The sequence below is a fragment of the Bradyrhizobium sp. CCBAU 11386 genome, from assembly GCF_028128955.1.
GTDB lineage: Bacteria > Pseudomonadota > Alphaproteobacteria > Rhizobiales > Xanthobacteraceae > Bradyrhizobium.
In genome coordinates, this window is sequence record NZ_LBKA01000224.1 from 1 (window position 1) to 14,501 (window position 14,501).

The 14,501-nt window shown below is 65.7% G+C and carries 13 protein-coding genes and 2 pseudogenes; 4 read left to right on the forward strand and 11 right to left on the reverse strand.

Annotated elements, in window-relative coordinates; all coding sequences use genetic code 11:
- A pseudogene (locus tag XI09_RS20035) lies at positions 1-630 on the forward strand (DUF2155 domain-containing protein); the annotation flags it as partial.
- A gap of 231 nt (positions 631-861) precedes the next feature.
- On the opposite strand, the gene aat reads toward XI09_RS20035, so the two are convergent.
- The 10 genes from aat to XI09_RS20085 all read right to left on the reverse strand — a co-directional run bounded on the left by aat (position 862) and on the right by XI09_RS20085 (position 10,752).
- The gene (gene aat, locus XI09_RS20040; RefSeq protein WP_271568366.1) at positions 862-1,542 is read right to left on the reverse strand and encodes a leucyl/phenylalanyl-tRNA--protein transferase; all 681 of its coding nucleotides are present in this window, start codon (positions 1,540-1,542) and stop codon (positions 862-864) included.
- A 47-nt stretch (positions 1,543-1,589) separates the two neighbouring features.
- Positions 1,590-2,705 (reverse strand): sensor histidine kinase, encoded by a 1,116-nt coding sequence (locus tag XI09_RS20045; RefSeq protein ID WP_271568367.1) that lies wholly within the window; start codon positions 2,703-2,705, stop codon positions 1,590-1,592.
- Entirely contained in the window at positions 2,702-3,139 is a 438-nt protein-coding gene (locus XI09_RS20050; protein ID WP_271568368.1) for a response regulator, read from the reverse strand. The genes XI09_RS20045 and XI09_RS20050 overlap by 4 nt, the downstream gene beginning before the upstream one ends.
- Complete coding sequence (locus XI09_RS20055) at positions 3,136-4,662, reverse strand: sensor histidine kinase (RefSeq protein ID WP_271568369.1); 1,527 nt, start codon at positions 4,660-4,662, stop codon at positions 3,136-3,138. The genes XI09_RS20050 and XI09_RS20055 overlap by 4 nt, the downstream gene beginning before the upstream one ends.
- A gap of 102 nt (positions 4,663-4,764) precedes the next feature.
- Positions 4,765-6,123 (reverse strand): acetyl-CoA carboxylase biotin carboxylase subunit, encoded by a 1,359-nt coding sequence (gene accC / locus XI09_RS20060; protein ID WP_271568370.1) that lies wholly within the window; start codon positions 6,121-6,123, stop codon positions 4,765-4,767.
- An 88-nt stretch (positions 6,124-6,211) separates the two neighbouring features.
- A complete protein-coding gene (gene accB / locus XI09_RS20065; protein WP_271568371.1) occupies positions 6,212-6,700 on the reverse strand; it encodes an acetyl-CoA carboxylase biotin carboxyl carrier protein in 489 nt (162 codons plus the stop codon).
- A gap of 37 nt (positions 6,701-6,737) precedes the next feature.
- Entirely contained in the window at positions 6,738-7,205 is a 468-nt protein-coding gene (gene aroQ / locus XI09_RS20070; protein WP_092182532.1) for a type II 3-dehydroquinate dehydratase, read from the reverse strand.
- A gap of 227 nt (positions 7,206-7,432) precedes the next feature.
- Entirely contained in the window at positions 7,433-8,281 is an 849-nt protein-coding gene (locus XI09_RS20075; RefSeq protein WP_271568372.1) for a DUF1236 domain-containing protein, read from the reverse strand.
- A gap of 208 nt (positions 8,282-8,489) precedes the next feature.
- Entirely contained in the window at positions 8,490-9,257 is a 768-nt protein-coding gene (locus XI09_RS20080; protein ID WP_271568373.1) for a DsbA family protein, read from the reverse strand.
- A gap of 94 nt (positions 9,258-9,351) precedes the next feature.
- Positions 9,352-10,752 (reverse strand): M48 family metalloprotease, encoded by a 1,401-nt coding sequence (locus XI09_RS20085; RefSeq protein WP_271568374.1) that lies wholly within the window; start codon positions 10,750-10,752, stop codon positions 9,352-9,354.
- Positions 10,753-10,958: 206 nt separating this feature from the next.
- Between XI09_RS20085 and XI09_RS20090 the strand changes: the two genes are divergently transcribed.
- From XI09_RS20090 to XI09_RS20100, 3 genes are all read left to right on the forward strand, one after another.
- Positions 10,959-12,146, forward strand: coding sequence for a pyridoxal phosphate-dependent aminotransferase (locus tag XI09_RS20090; protein ID WP_271568375.1), 1,188 nt, complete (start codon positions 10,959-10,961; stop codon positions 12,144-12,146).
- Positions 12,147-12,236: 90 nt separating this feature from the next.
- Positions 12,237-12,794 (forward strand): biotin transporter BioY, encoded by a 558-nt coding sequence (locus XI09_RS20095; RefSeq protein ID WP_271568408.1) that lies wholly within the window; start codon positions 12,237-12,239, stop codon positions 12,792-12,794.
- An 84-nt stretch (positions 12,795-12,878) separates the two neighbouring features.
- A complete protein-coding gene (locus tag XI09_RS20100; protein WP_271568376.1) occupies positions 12,879-14,213 on the forward strand; it encodes a dicarboxylate/amino acid:cation symporter in 1,335 nt (444 codons plus the stop codon).
- A gap of 39 nt (positions 14,214-14,252) precedes the next feature.
- Here XI09_RS20100 and XI09_RS20105 read toward each other — a convergent pair.
- Positions 14,253-14,405 (reverse strand): annotated as a pseudogene (locus tag XI09_RS20105) (3-beta hydroxysteroid dehydrogenase); the annotation flags it as partial.
- Positions 14,406-14,501 lie beyond the last annotated feature (96 nt).

The window sequence follows — 14,501 nt, forward strand, 5'->3', positions numbered from 1 at the left end:
CCCCCCAGCCGGGCGCGCCCGGGCAGCGCCAGCCCCAGCAGAAGGGCGGGCCGGGCGGTGCCGTGCCGCAGACGCCGGCGAGCCTGCAGCCGGGCGACGAGGTCGTGACCGAGCCGCCGGCCCAGAAGATCGTGAACAAGAAGGCGACCTTCTCCGGCCTCGACAAGATCACCGGCCGCATCATCAATTTCGACGAAGATATCGGCGAGACCGTCCAGTTCGGCGCGCTGCGCGTCAAGACCGATGCCTGCTACACAAGGCCGGCGACGGAAGCCGCCAACACCGACGCCTTCGTCGAGGTCGACGAGATCACCTTGCAGGGCGAAGGTCTTCTCGGGCTGGATGTACGCGGCAAGCCCCGGCCTGCACGGCGTCGAGCATCCGATCTACGACATCTGGCTGACCGACTGCAAAGAGCCGCAGCAGACCATTGCGACCGCTGCGCCGGATCCCGCGAGCAAGCCGGCTGCGCCGCCGCCGCCCGCGCAGAAGAAGGCCGCGCCCAAGCAGGCCGTGCAGCAGCGTCCGCCGCAGCCATTGCCGCCTCCGCAGCAACAACAACCGGCGCCGCCACCTCCGCCGCCGGAGCAGCGGCCAGGCCTGTTCGGGATCCCCGGGTTCGGTCGTTAGGGCTTGATGTAATTGGGTCCAGCGAGCTGCCCGTGGTTCACCTCTCCCCGACGGGGAGAGGTCGGATTGCGCAGCAATCCGGGTGAGGGGCTGCGGCACTTAGTGAGACCTGGGCCCCTCACCCGGATCGCATCTTCGATGCGCTCCGACCTCTCCCTCCGGGAGAGATGAACCGAGTCCTGTGCGCGCATCGATTCAACCAAAACTCATCGCGCTAGTCCCGGTCGCCGACTACTGCCGCGAGGCGATGATCTCGAGCGCGCGGGCGCCCGGGATCGCCTCGCCGGTCGAGAGCTCGAGGAAATCGCCGGGCTCGCCCGCCAGCGCCCTGTCGAGCAGCGCGGTGTAGCGCCGCCGCGGAATCTCGACCGCGCCGAAGCTCTTCAGATGCTCGGTGACATATTGCGTGTCGAGCAGCTCGAAACCGCCATGGATGAGTCGCGCGACCAGGTGCACCAGCGCGACCTTCGAGGCATCGCGCGCGGTGTGAAACATGCTCTCGCCGAAGAAGGCGCGCCCTAAGCTCACGCCGTAGAGCCCGCCGACGAGGTCGTCGCCCTGCCAGGCCTCGACGCTGTGGCAATGGCCGAGTTCGAACAGGCCACCATAGAGGTCGCGGATGCGCTTGTTGATCCAGGTGTCCTCGCGCCCGGCCTGCGGCGCGGCGCAGCCGGCAATCGTGGCCTTGAACGCGGTGTTGACGGTCACGCGAAACATATCCGAACGCACGGTGCGCGCGAGCCGCGAAACCACGCGGAATCCGTCGAGCGGGATGACGCCGCGCAATTCCGGCTCGACCCAGAACAGGGTTGGATCGTCGGCGCTCTCGGCCATCGGAAAGATGCCGCAGGCATAGGCGCGCAGCAGCACGGCCGGCGTAATTTCAGACGAAGCGGAGTCGCGCGAAGTCATGGCGCAACAATAGCAGGATCGCAATGCGGTTGCGATGGGGGCGCCGGTCAGCTCGCGGCGGCGGTGCTGGTCTTGCCGGGCGCCGCGGGCACGCGGCGGAACCTGAGCAGGATGCGGGTTCCGGAATGGGCGGGGTCGCGCTCGACCGAGGCGTCGAGCTTGGTGGCCATCGCCGCGACGATGCGCTGGCCCATGCCGGTGGAGCGCGGATCGGCCTTGACGTTGTCGCCGACGCCGTCGTCGGCGATCGCCAGCAGGAGATCCTCGCCCTGCAGGGTCAGCTCGACATGGATCGGGCCGGCTCCGTCGGGATAGGCGTATTTCACCGCGTTCATCACCAGCTCGTTGACGATGATGCCGACGGCGACCGCACGGTCCGGATCGATCTCGATCGGCTCGGCCTTCAGCGTCAGGCGCGACATCCGGTTGCCTTCGGCCGAGCGGCGCAGGTCCTCGAGCAGCGAGTCCAGGTACTGGCTCAGGACGACGCTCTTGAGGTCCTGCGAGGTGTAGAGGCGGCGGTGCACCTGCGCGACCGCGGCGACGCGGCCCATCGCGTTGGTCAGCGCGGCCTTGACCTCTTCCTGTCCGGCGGAGCTCGCCTGAAGATGCAGCAGCGAGGCGATGATCTGGAGCGAATTGCCGACGCGGTGATTGACCTCGCGCAGCAGCAGCTCGCGCTCGGCGGCGAGCGCAGCATAGCGGTCGCGCGAGGCGTGGATCTCGGCTTCGGCTTCCTCGCGCGCCTTCTGCAATTCGGCCTGCCGCAGCGCGCCCTCGGCCGCGACATGAAGCAGGGGGATGAAGTCGCCCTTGACGTCCTTGACGAGATAATCGGCCGCGCCCGCCTTCAGCGCGGTGACCGCGATGCTGGAATCCTGCGACGCGGTGACGAACACCACGGGAGGGGCGCCCGGGATCGCCATGATCTGCTCGAGCGTATCGAGGCCGTCGAGACCCGGCATGTACTGGTCGAGCGCAACGACGTCGATGCTGTCTTCGATGTTGTCTTGGGCAGCCGCGCGGCGGATGTGCTCGAGGCCTTCCTCGCCGCTGGCGGCATGAACGACCCTGTAGCCGCGCCGCGTCAGGCCGCGGTCGACCAGTCGCGCGAGCGCGTCGTCGTCGTCGATATACAGCAGTGTCGGTGTTCTCTGGTTCATGTGGCGGGCGGGACCTGGATGACCGAGAAGAACAGCCCGAGCTGCCGGATGGCGTTGGCGAAATTCTCGTAGTTGACCGGTTTGGTGATGTAGACGTTGCAGCCGAGCTCGTAGCAGCGCTTGATCTCCTGGGAGTCGTCGGTGGTCGTCAGCACGACCACCGGCGAGGCCTTGAGATGATTGTTTTCCTTGATCTGCTTCAGGATGTCGATCCCGCTCATGTCAGGCAGGTTGAGGTCGAGCAGGATCAGGAGGGCATTTCCCTTCTGGGAAAGCCCGCTGCCGTCGGCGCCGAACAGGTGTCTCATCGCATCGGTGCCGTTGCCGAACGAGATGATCTCGTTGTTGACGCCGGAACGGCGGATGTTGCGCTCGATCAGCCGGGCGTGCCCCTCGTCGTCCTCGATCATGATGATGGTGACAGGCTGCGTCATTTGTCTGCGTTCCGGTTGCTGGCGTTCCAGGCAACGGGCAGCGTGATCGTGAACGTGCTGCCCACGTTCAGTTCCGACGATACCGACATGGTGCCGCCAAGACGGCGCACAAGTGCACGCACATGTGCAAGACCTATGCCCTGTCCCGGCTTGTCCTGGGTTCCCGCGCGCCGGAACAGGTCGAAGATCCGCTGATGATCTTTCGGATCGATGCCGCGACCGTTGTCGCTGATCTCGAAGATAGCGTAGCCGAGCTTGGTGCGCCCGCGAATTCTGATCTCTCCGGGCACCCCGCTCTTGAGATATTTGATCGCGTTGTCGATCAGATTGGAGAAGATCTGCTCCAGGGCAAGGCGGTCGCTGACGATGTTGGGCAGGGACCCGACGTGGATCTCGGCCTGCGCTTCCACGGCCTGATGCGCCAGCGTCGACACGATGGCCTCGACGAACTCGCGGATGTCGATCTTCTCCGGCCGGAATTCGCGCCGGCCCTCGCGGGTGAGGTTGAGGATCGCCGAGATCAGCCGGTCCATCTTGGCGATCGACGATTTGATGAAGCCGAGCGCCTCGGAAAAGTCCGCTGAGAGCTGCTTGTCGGGGCCTTCGAGCGCGATCTCGCCGGAAGAGCCAGATGTCAGCGGTGGTCCGTCGGCCGGGACGTGGGCGAGGCTGCTGATGCGGCGGAAGATGTCGCCGCCAAGTTCTTCAAGCTCGCTGGTGAAGCCCATGATGTTGACGAGTGGCGAGCGCAGATCGTGGCTGACGATATAGGCAAAGCGCTGGATTTCGTCATTGGCCTCGCGCAGGTCCGCCGTGCGTACGTCGACGACGGTCTCCAGGTTGACGTTGGCGTCGCGCAGGCGCGCCTCGGCCTCGTCACGGGCGCGGGCCGAGCGCCGCACCAGCCAGGTCGAGACCAGCGCCAGTAGCACGACGAGGCCGGAGCCGATGCCGGTCATCGAGGCGGCCAGCGTCTGGCTCCGGTCGGAGTTGGCGGTGCGGATCCGGAACAGCCGCTCCTCTTCGCGGATCATCGCGTTGGCCAGGTTGCTGATCGTGGTCGTGGTGTTGCCGGCGGCGGCCTCGCGGATGAGCGCCGTGGCCTTGTCGGGTTGACCCTGCTTCACGAAGTCCATCTCGCGCGAGAACTGGTCGAGCCGGGTCTCGATCGCCGCGCTCAGCTTCTCGATGCTGTCGCGTTGCGCCGGATCGTCGCCGATCTGACGTGTGAGCTTGGCGAGCGCCGGAATGATCGCTGCGACGGCCTTCTCGTGATCCGACTGGAAATCCGGGCCCTGCGTCAGGAGAAAGCCGCGGGCGCTGCTCTCGGCGCGTCGGACTTCGAGCAGCAGGGCGTTGATCTGGTTCTCCACCTCGATGGTGTGGATGACCCATTTGCTGTCTTCCCGCGCCTTGTTGACGAGATAGACCGAGCCGGCGCTGATCACGGTCAGCACCAGGAGCCCCGCCGCGATCAGCAGGATCTGCCAAAATGCGCGCCGCCGCTGCGCCTCAGCCGTCACGACGGTCTCGCCCTGTTACGCCAGTGGAGTTCAAAACGCCCCCTTGGAACTGCCCAACCGTCCAAAACGCGATTGGGGCGAAAGGGTTCCACGGGCGAGAGGCTATTTCGCGGTGGGTTCCGCCTTGCCGGCCAGGTACTGTTCCAGCCAGTGGATGTGGTAGTCGCCGTTGATGATGTCGTCCTCGCGCACCAGCGCGCGGAACAGCGGCAGCGTGGTCTCGATGCCTTCGACCACCATCTCGTCCAGCGCCCGGCGCAGCCGCATCAGGCATTCGGCGCGCGTCTTGCCGTGCACGATCAGCTTGCCGACGAGGGAGTCGTAGTAGGGCGGGATCGTGTAGCCCTGATAGACGGCGGAATCGATCCGGACGCCGAGGCCCCCGGGCGGATGGTATTGCAGGATCCGGCCGGGCGACGGGCGGAAGGTCTCCGGATTTTCGGCGTTGATGCGGCATTCGATCGCGTGGCCGATGACCTGGACTTCCTCCTGCTTCGCCGGCAGCTCGCCGCCGGCGGCGATGCGGATCTGCTCCAGCACGAGGTCGATGTCGGTGATGCTCTCGGTGACGGGATGCTCGACCTGGATGCGGGTGTTCATCTCGATGAAGTAGAACTCGCCGTCCTCGAACAGGAACTCGATGGTGCCGACGCCGAGATATTTCATCTCGCGCATCGCTTTCGCACAGGTCTCGCCGATCTTGGCGCGCGCGGCGGCGGACAGGACGGGCGAGGGGCCTTCCTCCCAGACCTTCTGGTGGCGGCGTTGCAGCGAGCAGTCGCGCTCGCCGAGATGGATCGCGCCGCCGCGGCCGTCGCCGAGGATCTGGATCTCGATATGGCGCGGCTTCTGGAGATATTTTTCGAGGTAGACGGACGCATCGCCAAAGGCGGATTTGGCTTCGTTCGCCGCCGTCGACAGCGCCACCTGGAGGTCGGCCTCGCTATGCGCGACCTTCATGCCGCGGCCACCGCCGCCCGCCGCCGCCTTCACCAGCACCGGGAAGCCGATCTTCCTGGCGATCGCCAGCGCATCGTCGTCGGGGCCGACCGCGCCGTCGGAGCCGGGCACAACGGGGATGCCGAGCTTCCTGGCGGTCTTCTTGGCCTCGATCTTGTCGCCCATCAGGCGGATATGCTCGGCCTTGGGGCCGATGAAGTGCAGATTGTGCTCGGAGAGGATTTCCGCGAAGCGCGCGTTCTCGGACAGGAAGCCGTAGCCGGGATGCACGGCGTCCGCCCCGGTGATCTCGCAGGCAGCGAGCAGCGCGGGCACGTTGAGATAGCTGTCCTTGGACGGCGGCGGTCCGATGCACACGCTCTCGTCCGACAGGCGCACATGCATGGCGTCGGCGTCGGCCGTGGAGTGCACGGCGACGGTCGCGATCCCGAGCTCCTTGCAGGCCCTGAGGATGCGAAGGGCGATCTCGCCGCGATTGGCTATGAGGATCTTGTCGAACATGGTGTCCTGTCGCGAATGGCGAGTGGCGAATGGCGAGTAGGGAAGGGGTGTACCATTCGCTATTCGCTATTCGCTATTCCCCATTCGCTTACTCAATAATCACCAGCGGCTCACCGAACTCGACCGGCTGGCCGTCCTCGACCAGGATCTGCGTCACCGTGCCGGCGCGCAACGATGGGATCTGGTTCATGGTCTTCATGGCTTCGATGATCAGCAGCGTCTGGCCGACCGAGACCTTGCTGCCGACCTCGATGAACGGCTTGGCGCCGGGCTCCGGCGCCCAGTAGGCGGTGCCGACCATCGGCGAGGTGACGGCGCCGGGATGCTTCGACAGGTCGGCTGCGGCGGCAGCGGGCGCGGCGGCGGCCACCGGCAGGCCGGCGGGAGCGGCAGCGACCGGCATCGGCATGGTCGCGGCGACGCTGATGTTGCGGGCGACGCGCAGGCGCAGGCCCGCGCGTTCGATCTCGATCTCGGTGAGGCTGGTCTCATCGAGCAGCAGGGCGAGCTCGCGGACGAGCGCGGAATCCTCGCTGGAAAACTTTGCGGCTGCTTTGTCGTCTGGCTGGCGCGCCATGTTCTTTGATCCGAATGTTCTGTGTGATGAGGGAGCGTCAGGCTTTGGGCTTGAGGCCGAGCTTGACGGCAAGGCCCTGGATGGCGAGGCGGTAGCCCTCGATGCCGAAACCGCAGAGCGAGGCGAAGGCCGCGCGCGCGGTGTAGGAGTGGTGACGGAAGCTCTCGCGGGCGTGGATGTTGGTCACGTGCACTTCGACCGTCGGAATCTGCACCGCGAGCAGCGCGTCGTGCAGCGCGATCGAGGTGTGCGAATAGCCGCCGGCATTGATGATGATGCCCTTCATCTTGCGCGCATGCGCTTCGTGGATGAAGTCGATCAACTCGCCCTCGCGGTTGGACTGCCGGCAGTCGGCCTTGAGACCGAACGCCGCCGCCGTCTCCCGGCACAGCGCCTCGACGTCGGCCAGCGTGGCATGGCCGTACTTTTCGGGCTCGCGCGTCCCCAGCATGTTGAGGTTCGGCCCGTTGAGAACGAGGATCGTGTCGGTTGCAGGTTCGGCCATTCCAATCCCGTAAGAGGTGTTTCGGCGTGGCGGGGGTTATAGGTAACAAAGCGCCCTAGGGGAAGCCTTGTAGGACCTCCCGGAGGCCTTCAGGCACCTCATCCGGGGTGCAAAAACCTGTGCGGAAGCTACGGAAATTGCTTGTTAACCAGTCCAAAGCATGGCTGCCGGCGGAACGCAAAGGGGCGGGCATCGCTGCCCGCCCCTGAGGTTGCCGTCATCCGGCCTTAGACGTCGAGGACCGCGACGATCTCATAGGTGTTCGGATCGATGATCACGATCTGCTCGCGGACCAGCACGTAGCGGTAGCTGCGCCACTCCGGATAGATCGTCACGACGCGGGACGGCAGGGCGTGCAGCTCGATGCCCTCGCGCGGCACGCGGCTGCCGACCGAGATCGAGAAGGTCACGTTGGTCACGGGGGCCACGCGCTCCTCGCGGATCACCGACGTGATCTGGGTCCGCTGCTCGGTCGAGAGCTTGGCGGCGGCACCGGCCTGGCCGACCGTCGTCGTTGAGGACGAGGTCGAGCTCTTGCCCTCGGCCTTCATGTCGGTCGAGGTGCCCGAGCCCGGACGGTTCTCGGCGTTGCTCTTGGTGGACGTGCCGGCCTTGTTGTCCTCGGCCTTCATGTCCTTGTGGTCCTTGGCGCCGGACTTGGTCGTATCCTGGCTCATGCTCTTGGACTTGTCCTGCTGCGACTTGTCCATCTGACCCTGCGCGCGTTCGTCGGTGCGCTGGCCCTTGGTCGCGCCGGCCTTGTCCTCGGCGGCGTTCTTGTGCATCGCGCCGCCCGGGCGCTCGTCCTTCATCGCGCCCGGAGATTTCTCCTCGGCGGCCGCACCCGGCTTCGCGGTGCTGGCGCCGCCAGCCTGACCGACGGTGCCCTTTTCCTTCGTCATGGAGTCCTTGCCCGTGGCGCCGCGCTCGGCCGCACCGCCCGACGGCTGTGTTTGCTGCGCGGGCTGCGCGCCGGCGCCGCCGCTTTCGCGGTTGATGGTGCCCTGTGCGTTCGCCAGTCCGGTGCCGGCGACGAGCGCGAGCGCGGCAACAGAGATCATAAAGCGGTTCGACATTGAATTTCTCCTCACGTGTTTATTTGCGTCATTGCCCGCGCCAACAACGAAAGGAGATATCGGTTGTTCCGGAACATCAGCGGTTCCGCGGTATTTGTTTGTTGAACGCCAGATGAATGATTGTGCCGGATCGCGCCAAGGTCTGACCCAGCAAAAAGGCCGGCTTTTCAGCCGGCCTCGTTGCATGCGTAAGTTGTGAAGCGCGTGATCAGCAGGTCGCCTTGCCGCAGCGGGCAACGCCGATCTTCTCCTTGAGGCCTTCGAGGCCGATGGCGCCGATCACGATCTGCTTGCCGATCACGTAGCTCGGCGTGCCGTTCATGCCCATCGCCTCGGCGAGCTTGAAGTTCTCCTCGATGGTGGCGCGCACTTCGGGGCTGGCGAGATCCTTCTCGATTTTCGCGGTGTCGAGACCGGCCTCCTTGGCCGCTTGCAGCGCGCGCGCCTTGTCGGCCGCGCCGCGGCCGCCGAGCAGCTTCTGGTGGAAGTCGAGATATTTCTTGCCGGTGGGATCCTGCATGCGCACGGCGACGGCGACCTGGGCGGCCTCGACGGAGCCCTGGCTCAGCACCGGAAACTCCTTCAGCACGACCTTCAGCTTCGGATCGCTCTTCATGAGGTCGAGCATGTCGGTCATCGCGCGTTTGCAGTAGCCGCAATTGTAGTCGAAGAACTCGACGAAGGTGACGTCGCCCTCCTTGTTGCCGAGCACGACCTGGCGCGGCGAGTTGAAGATCGCGTCGGCGTTCTGCGCGATGCTGGCCTCGTGCTTCTGCGTTTCGGCCGCGGCCTGGCGCTTGCTGAGCTCGGTCATCGCCTCCTCGAGCACCTCGGGATGGGTGACGAGGTAGTTCTTGATGATCGCCTCGATGTCGGTGCGCTGGGCATCGGAGAAGCTGTCGGCCGACGCGGGCGCGGCTGCGCCGAACATGGCGAGCGCAAACAGCGCGGGAGCAAGCAGACGCAGCGAAGGCATAGGCAAATCCTCTTATCCAAAGCAGGTTTCGGAAAACGTCCCGGCGGACTTAAAGCTCGGTGTCGTGACGTCGTGGTGTCGGGCGTCGTTCTAGCTAGTTGCGCGGTGGCTTGGCCGCCACGATGTCGTCGGCCTTGACCCATCCGGGCGTGCCGACGGCGAAACGGGTTTTCGCGCGCGTGGCGAGCTCGCGGGCGGTCTTGTTGTCGCCGCGTAAGTAAGCGGCCTGCGCCGACGCGAGATCCGCCTCGGCATAATCTCCCTTCCGGCCATAGGCCATCGCGAGCTGGGTATAGCCGATTGGCGCTTCGGGCTCCCGTGCCACCGCGGCGCGGAGAATCCGAACGGCGTCGTCGGTGTAGGCCTTATTATCGGTTCCAACCAGAGCCTGCCCAAGTAACATCTCGATGAGGGGCGCGTTGTTCGAGAGCGCGACAGCCTTGCGCAGGGGGGCGATCGCCTCGGCGGGCTTGCCGCTCTCGAGCAGGGCCTGGCCGCGCACCTCGTAGAAGTACGGGTTGTTCGGCTGGACCTGGATCAGCGCGTCGATCTGGGCGAGCGCGCTGCGCAGATCGCCGTGCAGATAGGTGCTGATGGCGCGGGCATAGCGCGCCGGCAGGCTGTCGTTGGTCTGGGGATAGCGGCGGTACACCGTCTCCGGCCGCTCCATGAACGCGGAGATCTTGGCGCGCACCATGTCATGGCGGAGCTGGAGCGCGGGATCGTCCTTCTTGTCCCAATAGGGGCTTGAGCTTGCGAACTCCTGGAGCGCGGCGACGCGCTCGGCCGGCATCGGGTGCGACTGGAGATAGGGATCGGCGCCGCGCGCCGCGAACAGGCTCTCGCTGGTGAAGCGCTTGAAGGTCTCGTACATGCCCTTCGGCGACTGCCCCGTCGCGGTCAGGAATTTCACGCCGGCACGGTCGGCATTCTCCTCCTGCTGGCGCTGGTAGGACAACAACGTGCGGCGGATCATCTCCTGCGGACCGGCGATCGCGGCGGCCCCCGCATTGGCAAGGCCGTTGTTGCCGGTGCTGCTGCGCTGGGTGCTGCCGGCGGCGATCGCGCCGGCGCCGAGCAGCATCGCGATGATCATCTGGGTCTGGGCGGCGGCGAGCTGCTCGCGCAGCTTGGACAGATGGCCGCCCGCCAGATGCCCGGTCTCGTGCGCGAGCACGCCGATGATCTGGTTCGGCGTCTCCGACTGGAGGATCGCGCCGTAATTGACGAAGATGCGGCGGCCGTCCGCGACGAACGCGTTGAACGAGCCGTCGTTGATGATCACCATCTGGATGTTCTGCTTTTCCAGACCGGCGACGCGCAGGATCGGGCGCGTATATTCGCGCAGCAGCTGCTCGGTCTCGGTGTCGCGCAGGACCGGCGGGCCCTTTTGCTGCGCCTGCGCCGCCGGAAGCGGCAGCAAGGCGATCGCCGCGGCCGTGACGACGGCGGTGAGGGCGGAGGTCTTTTTGCGCAATGCGATCTGGAGCAACATCAAGCGGTCTTGGTCAAACGGTCTTGGCAAGTGATCTTGGCGCAAGCAGTTTCGTGATTGGTTTTGGCGATTGGCGGCAGACCGGATACGCGATATGGCCTATGAGCCTTACCCCCTTATGAGCCGTACAATGCGGCCAGTCTGGGGCGCAAGCGCCCCGTTCCCCGGACCGGACGGACCGGTCCGCCAGCGAATAGCAGAAATCGATGCACGATGCGATATTGAGGAACCGGTTGGGACAGTGGCTCGAGCCCTCCCGCCGTAGCGATGTTCCCCCGTTCATGGTCATGGACGTGATGGCCGCGGCGGCCCGAATCGAGGCCGCCGGAGGCCATGTCATCCATATGGAGGTCGGCCAGCCCGCGGCTGGCGCGCCGAAGACCGCAATTGCGGCCGCTCAGGCGGCGCTCGAGGCGGGACGGATCGATTATACCTCCGCGCTCGGCATTCCCTCCTTGCGCGAGCGCATCGCGCGGCACTATCGCGATGCCTATGGCTGTGACGTCAGCGCCGAGCGGATCGTGGTGACGACGGGCTCTTCGGGCGGCTTCATCCTCGCCTTCCTGTCGATGTTCGAGCCTGGCGATCGCGTCGCCGTGACGGTGCCGGGCTATCCGCCGTACCGTCATATCCTCACCGCGCTCGGCTGCGAGCCGGTGCTGATCGAGACCACGAACGAGACGCGCCACGCGCTCACCGGCGAGGCGCTGCTTGCCGCCCATCGCAAGACGCCGCTGAAGGGTGTGCTGGTCGGCAGCCCGGCCAATCCGACGGGAACGATGATGTCCCGCGAGGCGCTCTCCGGCCTGATCGCGGCGGCGGAAGACGCCAAAATCCGCTTCATCTCGGACGAGATCTATCACGGGCTCGACTACGCGTTTCCGGCGGTGACGGCGGCGGCATTGTCGGACCACGCCCTCGTGATCAACTCGTTCTCGAAGTATTTTTGCATGACGGGCTGGCGCGTCGGCTGGATGGTCGTGCCGGAGATTCTGGTGCGGCCGATCGAGCGGCTGCAGCAGAACCTGTCGATCTCGGTGCCGTCGCTGTCGCAGATCGCGGCCGAGGCCGCCTTCGACGGCGCGGCCGAGATGGAGGAGATCAAGCACGGCTATCAGGAAAACCGGCGCATCCTGATCGAGGGATTGCCCAAGGCGGGCCTCACCAGGTTCCTGCCGGCCGACGGCGCCTTCTATCTCTATGCCGATGTCTCGGACTTCACCTCCGACAGTTTCGAGTTCGCCAAGCAGATGCTCGAACAGGCCCATGTCGCGGCAACGCCCGGCCTCGATTTCGATCCCATCCATGGCCGCTCGTTCATCCGGTTCTCTTACGCGCGTTCGGCAGAGGAGATGCGGGAGGCAGTTGACCGGATCGCTCACTGGCTTAAATAGCCGCCAGTTTTCGCCCCACCTCCGGAGCTCACCTTGTCTGACCGATCCGTCCCGTCCGCTGCTGCACCGCATTCTCCTCTCGCCGCATTGATGTGGCCGACCCGGCCGGGTGAAACCGTGGGCGGCTTCCGCGCCTTCGTGCTGATCGCGCTTGGCACAGCGCTGCTGGCGCTGTCGGCCAAGGTGAACCTGCCGCTGCCTTACGTGCCCATGACGTTGCAGACGCTGGTGGTGCTGATGATCGGCGCCGCCTATGGCTGGCGCCTTGGCAGCGCAACCATGATCGCCTACCTCGCCGAGGGCGCGCTCGGCCTGCCCGTATTCGCAGGTCCCGTGGGTGGAATTGCACCGCTGGTCGGTCCGACCGCGGGCTATCTGTTCGGTTTCATCGCTGCGGCCTTCGTGACCGGCTGGCTCGCCGAACGCGGCTGGGATCGCAGCGTGGTGCTGCTGTTTGCCGCGATGGCCGTCGGGCACATCGTCATTCTGGCCGCCGGGTTCGGCTGGCTGGCCTTTGGCCTCGGTCTTGGCGCGTCCAAGGCCTGGCAGGTCGGCCTTGCGCCGTTCATTGCGGCCTCGCTGGTCAAGAACGCGCTGGGCGCGACGCTGATGCCGGCGGTACGCCGGATCGTCGATCGCCGCGGGTAAAGCGCGCCATTCCGAGCAGTTCCAATTGACAGGGCCGGCCAAGTTGATCTTGGCTGGCCCGGCGTTTTGAGGGGGAGTGAAACAATGACAACGACAACGATGGCCGGGGCGCCGGTCGCGCCGGCCGCAGCCAAACCGTGGTACAAGGTTCTCTATGTCCAGGTGCTGATCGCCATCGTGCTCGGCGCCATCGTCGGCTGGCTCTGGCCGACGGTTGCCACCAACGACTGGATCAAGGCGCTCGGCGACGGCTTCATCAAGCTGATCAAGATGGTGATCGCCCCGATCATCTTCTGCACCGTGGTCTCGGGCATCGCCCACATCCAGGACGCCAAGAAGGTTGGGCGCATCGGCGTCAAGGCGCTGGTCTATTTCGAGGTCGTCTCCACCTTCGCCCTGGTGATCGGACTCATCATCGGCAATTTGGTGAAGCCGGGCGCAGGCTTCGGCAATGCGGCGGCAAACGAGGCGGCCGTTGCGAATTACGCCAAGCAGGCCGCCGGTCAGAAGTCCGTCGACTTCGTGCTGCACATCATTCCGGACACCGTGGTCGGCGCCTTCGCCCAGGGCGAGATTCTCCAGGTGCTGCTGTTCTCGGTGCTGTTCGGCTTCGCGATCATGAGCCTCGGTGAACGCGGCCACACGATCCGCTCGTTCATCGATGATGCCGCGCATGCGGTGTTCGGCGTTATCTCCATTGTGATGCGCGCGGCGCCGATCGGCGCGTTCGGTGCGATGGCCTACACCATCGGCAAGTTCGGCACCGGGGCGATCCTCAATTTGATCGGGCTGATCGCCACGTTCTACGTCACGGCCGCGCTGTTCGTGTTCGTCGTGCTCGGCATCATCGCGCGCATGGCCGGGTTCTCGATCTTCAAGTTCCTGGCCTACATCAAGGATGAGCTCCTGATCGTGCTCGGCACCTCGTCCTCGGAAAGCGCGCTGCCGTCCCTGATGGAGAAGCTGGAGCGGCTCGGCTGCTCCAAGTCGGTTGTCGGCCTCGTGGTGCCCACGGGGTACTCGTTCAACCTCGACGGCACCAACATCTACATGACGCTGGCGACGCTCTTCATCGCACAGGCGCTCGGCTACGATCTCTCCTTCAGCCAGCAGGCCACGATCCTGATTGTGGCAATGCTGACATCGAAGGGCGCCTCGGGCATCACCGGCGCGGGCTTCATCACGCTCGCGGCGACGCTCGCCGTGGTCGACCCGCGCCTCGTGCCGGGCATGGCGATCGTGCTCGGCATCGACAAGTTCATGAGCGAATGCCGCGCGCTGACCAATCTGTGCGGCAACGGCGTGGCCTGCGTGATCGTCGCCTGGTGGGAGGGTGAGCTCGACCGTGACAAGCTCAACGCCAACCTCGCCAAGCGGATCGACCCGACGGACATGGAAACTGCGATCACGACGGACTGATCTGCCGATTGCCTGCGGCGGCGCGATGCGCCGCCGCGTCTTGAAGTAACAGGGCTGGTCGAGATCCTCGATCAGCCCTTTTTCTTTCGGCGCCCGACCGAGCAGGGCGCGCGTCTTCGCGCTCGACGTCGGAACGTCGGCGCCCGCGAACTGCGCGAACCAGCCGAAATGGGCGGGCGCTTCCTTCGGCGACGCTGCTCGCCGAGCGCGCCGACTGACGGAATTTTCGACCTCGCGCGTTTAACCCGCATCTCGGACCTCGAAGGGGTGGGTGGTATCGTGGGCGAT

Coding starts and splice junctions, on each gene's coding strand:
- XI09_RS20045 (WP_271568367.1), bottom strand. CDS start 2,705: ATGAACCAGAGAACACCGACACTGCTGTATATCGACGACGACGACGCG.
- XI09_RS20085 (WP_271568374.1), bottom strand. CDS start 10,752: ATGTTGCTCCAGATCGCATTGCGCAAAAAGACCTCCGCCCTCACCGCC.
- XI09_RS20100 (WP_271568376.1), top strand. CDS start 12,879: ATGACAACGACAACGATGGCCGGGGCGCCGGTCGCGCCGGCCGCAGCC.
- accB (WP_271568371.1), bottom strand. CDS start 6,700: ATGGCGCGCCAGCCAGACGACAAAGCAGCCGCAAAGTTTTCCAGCGAG.
- XI09_RS20050 (WP_271568368.1), bottom strand. CDS start 3,139: ATGACGCAGCCTGTCACCATCATCATGATCGAGGACGACGAGGGGCAC.
- XI09_RS20075 (WP_271568372.1), bottom strand. CDS start 8,281: ATGTCGAACCGCTTTATGATCTCTGTTGCCGCGCTCGCGCTCGTCGCC.
- aroQ (WP_092182532.1), bottom strand. CDS start 7,205: ATGGCCGAACCTGCAACCGACACGATCCTCGTTCTCAACGGGCCGAAC.
- XI09_RS20080 (WP_271568373.1), bottom strand. CDS start 9,257: ATGCCTTCGCTGCGTCTGCTTGCTCCCGCGCTGTTTGCGCTCGCCATG.
- accC (WP_271568370.1), bottom strand. CDS start 6,123: ATGTTCGACAAGATCCTCATAGCCAATCGCGGCGAGATCGCCCTTCGC.
- aat (WP_271568366.1), bottom strand. CDS start 1,542: ATGACTTCGCGCGACTCCGCTTCGTCTGAAATTACGCCGGCCGTGCTG.
- XI09_RS20090 (WP_271568375.1), top strand. CDS start 10,959: ATGCACGATGCGATATTGAGGAACCGGTTGGGACAGTGGCTCGAGCCC.
- XI09_RS20095 (WP_271568408.1), top strand. CDS start 12,237: ATGTGGCCGACCCGGCCGGGTGAAACCGTGGGCGGCTTCCGCGCCTTC.